Annotated in this window: 10 protein-coding genes; 6 read left to right on the top strand and 4 right to left on the bottom strand. The window is 71.7% G+C overall.

What is annotated here, in order from left to right:
• Positions 1 to 188: 188 nt before the first annotated feature.
• Complete coding sequence (locus ABD207_RS11310; protein WP_344012146.1) at positions 189 to 1,001, top strand: SAM-dependent methyltransferase; 813 nt, start codon at positions 189 to 191, stop codon at positions 999 to 1,001.
• Positions 998 to 3,142, top strand: coding sequence for a putative bifunctional diguanylate cyclase/phosphodiesterase (locus ABD207_RS11305; RefSeq protein WP_344012145.1), 2,145 nt, complete (start codon positions 998 to 1,000; stop codon positions 3,140 to 3,142). The genes ABD207_RS11310 and ABD207_RS11305 overlap by 4 nt, the downstream gene beginning before the upstream one ends.
• Positions 3,143 to 3,173: 31 nt before the next feature.
• Here ABD207_RS11305 and ABD207_RS11300 read toward each other — a convergent pair whose 3' ends face one another.
• Positions 3,174 to 4,058, bottom strand: a complete 885-nt coding sequence (locus ABD207_RS11300; protein ID WP_344012144.1) for a LysR family transcriptional regulator — start codon at positions 4,056 to 4,058, stop codon at positions 3,174 to 3,176.
• A 132-nt stretch (positions 4,059 to 4,190) separates the two neighbouring features.
• On the opposite strand from ABD207_RS11300, the gene ABD207_RS11295 reads away from it, so the two are divergent.
• Genes ABD207_RS11295 through ABD207_RS11285 form a run of 3 tightly spaced genes read left to right on the top strand, consistent with a single transcriptional unit; the run spans position 4,191 to position 7,561 of the window.
• Positions 4,191 to 4,862, top strand: a complete 672-nt coding sequence (locus tag ABD207_RS11295) for a succinate dehydrogenase (protein WP_344012143.1) — start codon at positions 4,191 to 4,193, stop codon at positions 4,860 to 4,862.
• A gap of 3 nt (positions 4,863 to 4,865) precedes the next feature.
• Positions 4,866 to 6,815: a fumarate reductase/succinate dehydrogenase flavoprotein subunit gene (locus tag ABD207_RS11290; RefSeq protein WP_344012142.1), complete on the top strand. Its 1,950-nt coding sequence runs from the start codon at positions 4,866 to 4,868 to the stop codon at positions 6,813 to 6,815.
• A complete protein-coding gene (locus tag ABD207_RS11285) occupies positions 6,812 to 7,561 on the top strand; it encodes a succinate dehydrogenase/fumarate reductase iron-sulfur subunit (RefSeq protein WP_344012141.1) in 750 nt (249 codons plus the stop codon). Before ABD207_RS11290 ends, ABD207_RS11285 begins: the two co-directional genes overlap by 4 nt.
• A 113-nt stretch (positions 7,562 to 7,674) precedes the next feature.
• On the opposite strand, the gene ABD207_RS11280 is transcribed toward ABD207_RS11285, so the two are convergent.
• Complete coding sequence (locus ABD207_RS11280) at positions 7,675 to 9,060, bottom strand: FAD-binding oxidoreductase (RefSeq protein ID WP_344012140.1); 1,386 nt, start codon at positions 9,058 to 9,060, stop codon at positions 7,675 to 7,677.
• Between the two features lie 138 nt (positions 9,061 to 9,198).
• Complete coding sequence (locus ABD207_RS11275) at positions 9,199 to 10,911, bottom strand: LuxR C-terminal-related transcriptional regulator (protein ID WP_344012138.1); 1,713 nt, start codon at positions 10,909 to 10,911, stop codon at positions 9,199 to 9,201.
• 107 nt (positions 10,912 to 11,018) lie between these two features.
• Between ABD207_RS11275 and ABD207_RS11270 the strand changes: the two genes are divergently transcribed.
• Entirely contained in the window at positions 11,019 to 11,510 is a 492-nt protein-coding gene (locus ABD207_RS11270; protein WP_344012136.1) for a phosphatase domain-containing protein, read from the top strand.
• Positions 11,511 to 11,581: 71 nt separating this feature from the next.
• Here the strand turns inward: ABD207_RS11270 and ABD207_RS11265 are convergent, their stop codons facing one another.
• A complete protein-coding gene (locus tag ABD207_RS11265) occupies positions 11,582 to 11,797 on the bottom strand; it encodes a dodecin (RefSeq protein ID WP_344012134.1) in 216 nt (71 codons plus the stop codon).
• Positions 11,798 to 11,960 lie beyond the last annotated feature (163 nt).

The following is an 11,960-nucleotide window of genomic DNA, read 5'->3' as shown; positions in this document are numbered from 1 at the left end:
GTAGGGCGGTGAAAGCGGCGGAACGGCCGAATGACCGGATTCTGCGTACTGATCCGGCATTCAGTACACGCACGTGCCGCTGGCAGTGACCGGGAACGGACGGTCGATTTCCGGTTCTGGTCGCCGCCCGGGCGGGCGATCAGTAGCCTCCTGTCGAACACCGGATCGCCTACGCCTTGGAGTGATACATGGAGCGCCCCGCCTGGGCCCCACGGAGCATCGACATCACGGTGCCGAGCGTTGCCCGGATGTACGACTACTACCTGGGCGGATTGCACAACTTCGAGGTCGACCGGCAAGCGGCCCGCCGGGCCATGGAGTTCATGCCGGGACTGCCCAAGGTCATGCAGGCGAACCGGGCGTTCATGCGGCGGGCGGTGCGGTACGCCGTCGGCGAGGGCATCACCCAGTTCCTGGACGTCGGCTCCGGAATCCCCACCTTCGGCAATGTGCACGAGGTGGCGCAGGAGGCCGATCCGCGGGCGCGGGTGATGTACGTCGACCACGACCCGGTCGCCGTGGCGCACAGCCAGGCGGTGTTGGAGGGAAACGACAACGCGGACATCCTCGCCGCGGACCTCCGCAAGCCCCGCGAGATCCTCGAAAGCCCCGGGGTGCACCGGCTGATCGACCTGAATCGGCCAGTCGCGCTGCTTCTCGTTGCCATACTGCACTTCGTGGAAGACGCGGACGACCCGTACTCGGCGGTGGCCGAACTGCGCGAGGCACTCGCGCCCGGCAGCATGCTCGTGCTCACCCATGCCTCCTACGAGGGCATTCCGCTGCCGCCGGAGCGGGCCGGGGGAGCGGTGGACGTCTACAAGGACATCCGCAATCCGCTGATCATGCGCTCGCGCGAGGAGATCGCGCGGTTCTTCGAGGGGTACGACATGGTGGAACCGGGACTTGTGCCGCCGCCGCGCTGGAGGCCGGACTCCCCGCCGGAGGACGAGGATCCGTTCGCGTTCTCCGGGTTCGCGGGCGTGGGGCGCAAGGCGTGAGCGCACAGCCGGACGGGCCGGAGGACAGACTGCGCCGGTTCACGACGATCTGGAGCCGGGCGGTCTTCCCGGTGACCTCGACGTCGTCGACCCGGGCCGAGCTGGAGGAACAACTGCTCCCGGCGGCGCAGCGGTTGAGCGAGGCGCTGCATGCCCGGGTGTTCGACCCGGAGGCCGGCCGGGCGGCCGGCGCCGCCCTGGTGGAGGCGCACTGCACCGACCCGGACGCCCTCAGCCGCACCCTGGACTGCCTGGACTCCTACCTGGTGCTCTACTGCGGCGGCGACGGGGACCGCGAGGACCTGCGGGCGCGCTGCGCCCGGCTGCAGCACGCCCTGGCCGCCGGCTTCGCGGAGGCGCTGCGCCGGCGGACCCTGGCCGAGCAGGAGGCCATCGCCCAGGCCGCGTTGCGCGCCCAGGGCGTGGTGGCGCAGGCCCTGCACGCCACCGAGGCCCGGTTCCGCGCGGTGTTCGAGGGCGCGGCCATAGGGATCGGCATCGCCGACCTCGAGGGCAACGTCCTCCAGGTCAACGGGGCGCTGCTGCGCATGTTCGGGCAGTCCGAGCAGGCGCTGCGCGGCCGCAACGTCCTGCAGTGGACCCACCCCGACGACACCCCGCAGGTCTGGAAGCTCTACGAGGAGCTGGTGCGCGGCGAACGCGACCACTACCACGTGGAGAAGGCCTTCTACCGGCCTGACGGAACGGTCCTGTGGACCAATCTGACGGTCTCCCTGCTGCGGGACGCCGACGGCAATCCGCAGTACCAGCTGGCCCTCATGGAGGACACCACCGAGCGCCGGCTGCTCAATCTGCGGCTGCGCTACGAGGCCACCCACGACGCGCTCACCGGACTGCCCAACCGCACCTTCTTCTTCGAGCGGCTGGAGAAGGCGCTGGCCGCCGGCGAGGGCCAGCGCTTCGGGCTGTGCTACCTCGACCTGGACGGCTTCAAGACCGTCAACGACAGCCTCGGCCACGCGGCCGGCGACCGGCTGCTGGTCGAGGTCGCCGACCGGCTCCAGTCCTGCGCCACCGCGCCCGGCGAGATGGTCGCCCGGCTCGGTGGCGACGAGTTCGTCGCGCTGACCACCGGCCCCGACACCCGGCGCAAGGTCGACGAGCTCGCCGCCCGCATCATGAACGCGCTGCTCGCCCCCATCAGCATCGACGGCCGGGAACTGACCGTCCGCGGAAGCATCGGCATCGTCGAGGGGCCCGCGGGGGAGCGCAGCGCGGCGGAGGTGCTGCGCAGCGCGGACATCACCATGTACCGGGCCAAGTCCGCGGGCGGCAACCGTTTCGAGGTCGCCGACCCGGAGGCCGACGCCCGCGCCATCACCCGGCACGGGCTGACCACGGCGCTGCCCACCGCCCTGGAACGCGGCGAGTTCTTCATCGAGTACCAGCCGCTGGTGCACCTCGGCGACGGCAGCGTGCGCGGCGCCGAGGCCCTGGTGCGCTGGCTGCACCCGCAGCACGGCGTGCTCTCCCCGGACCGCTTCATCCCGCTCGCCGAGCACACGGGTCTGATCGTGCCGCTCGGCCGCTGGGTGCTGGAGCAGTCGGTGCGCCAGGCCCGCGCCTGGCAGGAGCGCAACGGCGGCACCGAGGCCACCGGCCCGCTCCGCATCAACGTCAACCTCTCGCCCTGCCAGCTCACCCACCCCGGGCTGGTGCAGGACACCGTCGAGATCCTGGAACGCACCGGTGTGGAGCCGAGCGCCCTGTGCCTGGAGGTCACCGAGTCCGCCCTGATCGGCGCCGACGACGACCTGCTCAAACCGCTGCGCCGGCTGGCCGAGATGGGCGTCGACATCGCCCTGGACGACTTCGGCACCGGCTACTCCAACCTCGCCAATCTGCGCCGCCTGCCGGTGAGCGTGCTCAAACTGGACCGCTCCTTCACCCAGAGCATGCAGCAGTTCCCGGCCGACCCGGTCGACCTGAAGATCGTGGAGGGCATCGTCTCCCTCGCCCACAGCCTCGACCTCGCGGTCACCGTGGAGGGCGTGGAGACCGGGGCCCAGGCCGAGCAGCTGCGGATACTGGGGTGCGACACGGCCCAGGGCTGGTACTACGCCCGGCCGGGTCCTCCCGAGCGGCTGCACGAGCTGACCCTGGCGGACGCGACCTCCTGAGAAGGCGTCCCCGGTGGCATCACCGGGGGACTCAGCGCTCCAGGAGCATCCGCTGCAGCTCGCGTGCGGCCCGCGGCGGCGCCACGTCGCTGCGGTGCGCCAGGGCGATGGTGCGGTGCAGCCCCGGCCGCGCCAGCGGGGTGACCCGCAGCCCGCGTCCGGCGCGGGAGGCGACCATGCGCGGCACCACGGCGATGCCCAGACCGGCCCGGACGAATCCCAGCACCGCGTCCATCTCGCCGCCCTCCACCGCGAAGGACGGCTCGAAGCCGGCCGAGCGGCACGCCGCGACGGTCAGCTCGCGCAGGTCGTAGCCGTGGCGGAACATCACCAGGCGCTCGCCCTCCAGGTCGGCGATGCGCACCGCGCGCCGGCCGCGGCCCGGCCTGGGCGCGTCCGGCGAGGACACCACCACCAGGTCCTCCCGCAGCAGCTCCACGGTGGTCAGCGCCGGTGACGGCGTCGGCAGCGGCAGCACCACCAGCGCCAGGTCCAGCGCACCGCGCGCCAGCTCGCGCACCAGATCGTGCGAACCGCTCTCCTCGATCAGCAGCCGGATGCCCGGATAGCGGTCGTGGAAGGCCCGCAGCACATCCGGCAGCAGGCCCGTGCACAGACTTGGCGTCGCCCCCAGCCGCACCCGTCCGCTGCGCAGCTGCACCAGCTCCTGCACCTCGTGCCGGGCGGTCTCCGCGTCCGCCAGGATCCGCCGGGCCAGCGGCAGCAGCGCCTCACCGGCGTCGGTCAGCGTGATGTTGCCCCGCGCGCGCAGGAACAGATCCGCGCCCAGTTCCCGCTCCAGCGCCTTGATCTGCTGCGACAGCGACGGCTGCGCCACATGCACCGCCTCGGCCGCCCGTGTGAAGTGCCGGGTCTCGGCGACCGCCACGAAGTACTGGAGCTGCTGGAACTGCATGCCCGCCATCGTAGCCCTTCCATAGGCAGTGCCTATCGGAACGAGCTGCACCATGTCTTGGACCGATGGGGCCTTTCGGCCCTAGCGTCTGATGACATGGCTCTGGCAACGCGGACGGACCGACGGCCGTCCATGGCACGCACCGTGTGGGACTCGACCGTCGGCAAGAAGACCGTGATGGCGGTCAGTGGACTGATCATGCTGCTGTACCTGGTCGTCCACATGCTCGGCAATCTGAAGATCTTCTTCGGGGCGGGCGAGTTCAACCACTACGCCCACTGGCTGCGCACCATCGGCGAGCCCTTCATGCACTACGAGTGGACGCTCTGGCTCGTCCGCGTCGTCCTCGTCCTCGCCGTCGTCGCGCACGCCGTCTCCGCGTACCAGCTCAGCCGCCGCGACATCAAGGCGCGCCCGAGCAAGTACGTGCACAGCAAGCCCCGGGCCAGCTATGCGACGCGCACCATGCGCTGGGGCGGGATCATCCTCGGCCTGTTCATCCTCTGGCACATCCTCGACCTGACCACCGGCACCGTGCACTCCGGCGGCTTCGAGAGCGGCAAGCCCTACCAGAACGTCGTGGACACCTTCTCCACCTGGTACGGCAACGTCATCTACATCGTCGCGATGCTCGCCGTCGGCCTGCACATCCGGCACGGCTTCTGGGCCGCCGCCCAGACCCTCGGCGTCGGCAGCCGCACCCGCGACCGCGCCCTGAAGACCGTCGCCAATGTCCTCGCGCTGCTGCTCACGGCCGGCTTCGTCGCCGTGCCCGTGGGCGTCATGACCGGAGTGGTGAGCTGACCCATGACTTCCTACGCCGACTACACGACCGGCGAGCCGGTCGCCGACACCAAGGCCCCCGCGGGCCCCATCCACGAGCGCTGGGACAAGCGCCGCTTCGAGGCCAAGCTGGTCAACCCCGCCAACCGGCGCAAGCACACCATCATCGTGGTGGGCACCGGCCTCGCGGGCGGCTCGGCCGGCGCCACCCTCGCCGAACAGGGCTACAAGGTCATCCAGTTCTGCTACCAGGACTCCCCGCGCCGCGCCCACTCCATCGCCGCGCAGGGCGGCATCAACGCCGCCAAGAACTACCGCAACGACGGCGACTCGATCCACCGCCTGTTCTACGACACCGTCAAGGGCGGCGACTTCCGCGCCCGCGAGTCCAATGTGCACCGCCTGGCGCAGATCTCCGTCGAGATCATCGACCAGTGCGTGGCCCAGGGCGTGCCGTTCGCCCGCGAGTACGGCGGCCTGCTGGACACCCGCTCCTTCGGCGGCGTCCAGGTCTCCCGCACCTTCTACGCCCGCGGCCAGACGGGGCAGCAGCTCCTCCTCGGGGCCTATCAGGCCCTCAGCCGGCAGATCGCCGCGGGCCAGGTGGAGATGCACCCGCGCACCGAGATGCTCGACCTGATCGTCATCGACGGACGCGCCCGCGGCATCGTCGCCCGGGACCTGATCACCGGGAAGATCGACACTTACTTCGCGGACGCCGTCGTCCTGGCCAGCGGCGGGTACGGCAACGTCTTCTACCTGTCGACCAACGCCATGAACTCCAACGCGACCGCCATCTGGCGGGCGCACCGGCGCGGCGCCTACTTCGCCAACCCCTGCTTCACCCAGATCCACCCCACCTGCATCCCGCGCACCGGCGACCACCAGTCCAAGCTCACCCTGATGAGCGAGTCGCTGCGCAACGACGGCCGCATCTGGGTGCCCAAGGCCAAGGGCGACACCCGGCCGCCGGACCAGATCCCCGAGGACGAGCGGGACTACTACCTGGAGCGCATCTACCCGTCCTTCGGCAATCTCGTCCCCCGGGACATCGCCTCCCGCGCCGCGAAGAACGTCTGCGACGAGGGCAGGGGAGTGGGCCCCGGCGGCCAGGGCGTCTACCTGGACTTCGCCGACGCCATCAAGCGCATGGGCCGCAAGGCGGTCGAGGCCAAGTACGGCAACCTCTTCGACATGTACCAGCGGATCACCGACGAGGATCCGTACGAGGTGCCGATGCGCATCTACCCCGCCGTGCACTACACGATGGGCGGCCTGTGGGTCGACTACGACCTGCAGACCACCATCCCGGGCCTGTTCGCCATCGGCGAGGCCAACTTCTCCGACCACGGCGCCAACCGGCTCGGCGCGTCCGCGCTGATGCAGGGCCTGGCCGACGGCTACTTCGTGCTGCCCGCCACCATCAACGACTACCTGGCGCGCAACCCGCACCAGGACGACATCGACCCCGCCCACCCCGTCGTCCGGGAGGTCGTCTCCGAGACCGAGGAGCGGCTGCGCAGGCTGCTCGCCGTCGACGGCGACCGCACGCCCGACTCCTTCCACCGCGAACTCGGCGAGCTCATGTGGGAGTTCTGCGGCATGGCGCGCAACGACACCGGGCTGCGCAAGGCCCTGGAGCGCATCCCGCAGATCCGCGAGGAGTTCTGGCGGCGCATCAAGGTCCCCGGCACCGGCGAGGAGTTCAACCAGTCGCTGGAGAAGGCCAACCGCATCGTGGACTACCTGGAGCTCGCCGAGCTGATGTGCCTCGACGCGCTGCACCGCACCGAGTCCTGCGGCGGCCACTTCCGGGAGGAGTCCCAGACGCCCGACGGCGAGGCCGCCCGCAAGGACGACGAGTTCGCCTACGCGGCCGCCTGGGAGTTCACCGGCACGGGCTCCGCCCCCGTCCTGCACAAGGAAGACCTGGTCTTCGAGTACGTCCACCCCACCCAGCGGAGCTACGCATGAAGCTCACCCTGCGCGTCTGGCGGCAGAAGAACGCCGATGCCGAAGGTGCCATGTCCACGTACGAGGTGGACGGCATCTCGCCCGACATGTCGTTCCTGGAGATGCTCGACACCCTCAACGAGCAACTCATCCTGCGTGGTGAGGACCCGGTTGCCTTCGACCACGACTGCCGCGAAGGCATCTGCGGCGCCTGCTCGCTGGTCATCAACGGCGAGGCGCACGGCCCCGAGCGGACCACCACGTGCCAGCTGCACATGAGGGCCTTCAAGGACGGCGACACCATCGACATCGAGCCGTGGCGGGCCGCTGCCTTCCCGGTGATCAAGGACCTGGTGGTGGACCGGTCGGCGTTCGACCGGATCATCCAGGCCGGCGGCTACATCACGGCACCGACCGGCTCCGCGCCGGAGGCGCACGCCACCCCGGTGCCCAAGCCGGACGCCGACTACGCCTTCGAGCACGCCGAGTGCATCGGCTGCGGCGCCTGCGTGGCCGCCTGCCCCAACGGCGCGGCGATGCTGTTCACCTCGGCCAAGATCAACCACCTCAATGTGCTGCCGCAGGGCGCCCCGGAGCGGGAGACCCGCGTGCTGGACATGGTGGCGCAGATGGACGAGGAGGGCTTCGGCGGCTGCACGCTCACCGGCGAGTGCGCCACCGCCTGCCCCAAGGGCATCCCGCTGATGTCCATCACCAGCATGAACAAGGAGTGGCTGCGCGCCACCCGCAAGGCCGGCAAGCGGTGACCCGGCAGCGGGCGGGCCGTCGCGGCGGCTGATCACAGACGTTCGCCCAACGGTGCGGACGGGCGGGGCCGGGTGTGGTGCTCATCCCGGCCCCGTCTGGATCCCCGGGGCGTTCAGGGCGCGATGTTGTGGTTGAGCCGGAACAGATTCCCGGGGTCGTAGCGTCGCTTCAGCGCGGTCAGCCGGGCGTGGTTGTCCCGGTAGTTGGCGGCGACGCGGTCCTGGTCGTCGCCGTCCATGAAGTTGACATAGCCGCCGCCCAGGGAATGCGGTTCCAGCGCCCGGTGGAAGGCCCGCACCCACGGCTTGTGCGCCTCGCAGTCCTCGGCGGTGGCGAGGGTCGGGCTGAGCGCGACCGAGTAGTCGGCGTCCCGGAAGGAGAAGGCGGTGTCCTGCGGCGCCACCCGGTGGCAGGCCCCGTCCAGCGGGAAGACGACCGTCACGCTCTGCACGGACGGAGTGGTGGCGCCGTACTCCGCGAACGTCTCGAGCGCGCCGTCCGGCAGGCCCCGGGTGAAGGACCCCTTCCAGTAGTGGAACAGCCCGGCCGGCACCAGCTCGTCGAAGAGGGTGTTGACCACCGGATACGGGATGCGGTCCACATGCTGTCCCAGAATGGGGCCCAGTGCGGCCAGGCGGGCGCGGATCTCGTCGTCCTCCTCCCCGGGGCCGCTGAAGCAGGTGACCACCCCGCACAGCGGACGCCCGTGCCAGTGTGCGGGCAGGAACGGCACCGGCGGTCCCAGTCCCACGACCAGCACCGAGCCGAGATTCTCGGACGAGTCGGCCACCAGCTCCCGGTAGCGGCGCAGCACCTCGGTGTCCAGCGGATAGAACGTGGCCCCGCCGAGGATGTCCGCCACGGGATGCAGCCGGAAGCTGAAGGAGGTGACCACGCCGAAGTTGCCGCCGCCTCCGCGCACCGCCCAGAGCAGATCGGCGTTCCGCTCAGGCGTGCAGGTCAGGAGGGAGCCGTCGGCCGTCACCAGGTCCACCGACTCGAGGTTGTCGCAGGCCAGGCCGCACCGCCGGGACAGATGGCCCATGCCCCCTCCGGTGGTCAGCCCGCCCACCCCGGTGGTGGAGACGATGCCGCCGGTGGTCGCCAGTCCGAAGGCGTGCGTGGCGTGGTTGACGTCCGCCCAGGTGGCGCCGCCCTCGACCCGGGCGGTGCGCGCGTCGGGATCGACCCGGATCCCGCGCATCCCTCCGAGGTCGAGCACCACGCCGTCGTCGCAGGTGCCGTAGCCGGCGACGCTGTGGCTGCCGCCCCGCACCGCCAGGGGCAGCCCCTCCTCACGGGCGAGGCCCACGGTGGCGACGACGTCTCCGGCGTCGGCGGCCCGCACCACCAGCGCGGGGCGTTTGTCGTGCATGGCGTTGTACACCCGGCGTGCCAAGTCGTAGCCGGGGTCACGGGGCCGCACGATCTCACCGTGCACGGCGTCGCGCAGCCGTTCCACCAGCCGGTCGTCCACGGCCGGCACAGAGGTGATCATGGCCGTCACCCGCTCTCCGTCTCCGGATCGGAAGCACTCACACCACCGGTGTACGCGCGGGGACGGCCCCGTCTCATCGGGGGAACGGCTCATTCTCGTCAGGCGGGTATGGGCGGAACGGCCCATGCGGTGCGCGGATCAGGCCAGCCCGTGCCGGTAGGCGTACGCCGTCGCCGCCGCCCGCGAGGACACCTCGAGCTTGGCGAAGATGTTGTTCAGATGGCGGGCTACGGTGTGCTCGCTGATCACCAGCTCCTCGGCGACGGACCGGTTGGTCTCACCCCGGGCGACCAGGCGCAGCACCTGGATCTCGCGCTCCGTCAGACCACCGGGCCGGGGGCGCGCTCCGGCCAGCAGCGCCGCCGCCCGGCGCGCGTCCGGCAGGGCGCCCAGCCGCTCGAAGATCTCTTGGGCCGCCCGCCACTCCATCCGGGCGCCCTCCTCGTCACCGGCCACACGGTCGGCCTCCGCCAGCGCCATCCGCACCTGGGCGGCCTCGTAGGGGACGTCCAGCTCCAGCCAGAGGGCCAGGGCCCGGCGCAGCAGCGGCAGCGCGCGGTCGATGTCATGGGCGGCCAGGGCCACCGCTCCCTGAGCCGCATCGGCGCTCGCATGCACCGGCGTCGACCGTGAACCGCGACGGCGCTGCCACTGCCCGGCCAGGCCGGTCAGCTCCCGCGCGGCCGTGCGGGCCTCGTCGAGGCGGTCCATGGCCAGGGCCACCTCCACCTGGGCGGCGAGCAGCCGGCACCGCCCGACACCGCCGTCCCCCTCCCACGCCAGGGCCGCCCGCAGTGCGCCGGCCGCGGACTCCGCGTGGCCGGCGGCCAGATGCAGCAGCGCCAGACCCGGCTGCGGATCGGCACCCAGCTCGTCCGCCCGGCGATACGCATCCCGCGCCGCGGTGTACTCGCCGCGCCGCCGCCGGACGTCCCCCAGCAGACAGAACGCCCGCCCGGCCACCGGGCGTTCGTTGCGCAGCAGCTCCTCGCAGGTGCGCGCCCCCTCGGCCAGCGCCCCGGTCCAGTCGCCGCGCAGCTCCAGCACCTCGGCCCGGTGCACCCGGCACAGGCCCCGGAAGTTGTTCTCCGCCGGCATGGCGGCGCACCAGTTCATCGCCGCCTCGGTCCACTCGGCGGCGCGTTCCACATCCGCGCAGGCCATGCACCGCTGCAGACCGAGACAGTAGATCCAGCCGGTGAAGAACGAGCTGAGCTCGCCCGCCATCACCGCGCACATCGCCTCGTCGAGCACCTCCAGCCCCTCGGCCATCCGGCCCTGGGCCATCAGCACTCCGGCCTGCGCCTGCACGCTCATGGCGAGCAGGTCCGCGCTGCCGCAGCGCTGGGCGATCCGGCCCATGCCGCGGGCCGTCTCCATCGCCGCGGCGAAGTCACCGCGCTCCTGGGCCCGCTCCGTGTCGACCCAGGCCAGATAGCACTGCTCCACGCAGTCGGGCTGATCGCGCAGATGCCGGCGGGCGCGGCGCAGCCAGCCGGCGGCCACCGCGGACCGTCCGGCGAGCGTGTGCTCGTAGTACAGCAGCCAGGCCATGAGACCGGCCCGCCGCTCGGCGCCCGCCGAGGCGTACCCGGCGTGGGCCCGCGTCCGGCGGTCGATCGACTCCTCGATGTGCCCGCCCCACCAGGCGGCGTCGGCGAAGACGGCCCAGTCGTCGGGGACGAGGCGGGCGGGATCCAGACGGTGCAGCAGGCCATAGGCCTCGGCCCATGCCTCCCGGGCCGCCGCGTCGCGCGCCCGGTGCAGTGCGTCCGCGTCTCCCGCCGGGCCGCGGGACGTGCGCCGGACCGGCCCGGGCGCTCGCCGGGTGTCGGTGCTTCGCTCGGTCACACGCGGCTCCCTTCCCGCTCGCCGCGAGCAGGAGTGCCCGCCCTCAGGATATGCCGGGCCGGGACACGGGGATTCCCGGAAGCTGGCACCTGTCTACGCTGGGCGGCGTGACCGACAGCAGCAGGCGGCCGCTGGCCGTGTTCGATCTGGACAACACGCTCGCCGACACCGCGCACCGGCAGCACTTCCTCGAGCGCAGGCCACGCGACTGGGACGGGTTCTTCGCCGCCGCCCCGCAGGATCCGCCGCTCGCCGAGGGCATCGTCATGGCGCGGGAGAGCGCCCGCGAGTGCGAGATCGTCTACCTCACCGGGCGCCCCGAGCGCTGCCGCCAGGACACGCTGGACTGGCTCCGGGAGCACGGTCTGCCCGAGGGCGCCCTGCACATGCGCGGCAACGCCGACCGCCGGCCCGCCCGGTACACCAAGCTCGCCGTGCTGCGCCGGCTCGCCCGCAACCGGGAGGTCAGGGTGCTGGTCGACGACGACGAGCTGGTCTGCGAGGACGCCCGGCGCGCCGGATTCACCGTGCTGCACGCCCGCTGGGCGACCCCGTCGGACGCGCTCGAGGCCGCCCAGGAACGCGAGGGCCGTACCTGACTCCCGGAGTCCGGGGACCTGCCTGACGCGGGGCCGCCGCACCGCCGGGCGACCCTGGAGGCCCGCGCGGTCTACTCGGTGTCCTCCAGGCGGAAGCCGACCTTGAGGCCCACCTGCCAGTGTGCGATCCGGCCGTCCTCGATCTGGCCGCGCACCTGGGTCACCTCGAACCAGTCCAGGTTGCGCAGCGTCTGCGAGGCGCGCTCGATGCCGTTGCGGACGGCCTGGTCGACCCCGTCGGGCGAGGTGCCGTAGATCTCGGTGACCCGGTAGGTGTGGTTCGACATGCGGGTGCTCCTCTCCGTGCGGCTCCCACCGACACCGGCGGTGCCGCCTGTGTCACACGTCACTCCACCGTGCCCCAAGCCGTGGCCGGGCGCGAGACGTCGGCTCCGTTCGACCGACGGCCCTTGACCCTGCGCATTGGTCCATACCGCGATGCGGCAACCC

Source organism: Streptomyces thermospinosisporus (assembly GCF_039526425.1).
GTDB classification, from domain to species: Bacteria; Actinomycetota; Actinomycetes; order Streptomycetales; family Streptomycetaceae; genus Streptomyces; species Streptomyces thermocarboxydovorans.
The sequence above is the reverse complement of the archived record's forward strand: the minus strand, read 5'-3'. Positions and strand labels throughout refer to the sequence as shown.

Bases quoted from the DNA above. Each gene is read 5' to 3' on its own strand.
- ABD207_RS11285 (WP_344012141.1), top strand. From the start codon at position 6,812: ATGAAGCTCACCCTGCGCGTCTGGCGGCAGAAGAACGCCGATGCCGAA.
- ABD207_RS11280 (WP_344012140.1), bottom strand. From the start codon at position 9,060: ATGATCACCTCTGTGCCGGCCGTGGACGACCGGCTGGTGGAACGGCTG.
- ABD207_RS11295 (WP_344012143.1), top strand. From the start codon at position 4,191: ATGGCACGCACCGTGTGGGACTCGACCGTCGGCAAGAAGACCGTGATG.
- ABD207_RS11290 (WP_344012142.1), top strand. From the start codon at position 4,866: ATGACTTCCTACGCCGACTACACGACCGGCGAGCCGGTCGCCGACACC.
- ABD207_RS11300 (WP_344012144.1), bottom strand. From the start codon at position 4,058: ATGCAGTTCCAGCAGCTCCAGTACTTCGTGGCGGTCGCCGAGACCCGG.
- ABD207_RS11310 (WP_344012146.1), top strand. From the start codon at position 189: ATGGAGCGCCCCGCCTGGGCCCCACGGAGCATCGACATCACGGTGCCG.
- ABD207_RS11265 (WP_344012134.1), bottom strand. From the start codon at position 11,797: ATGTCGAACCACACCTACCGGGTCACCGAGATCTACGGCACCTCGCCC.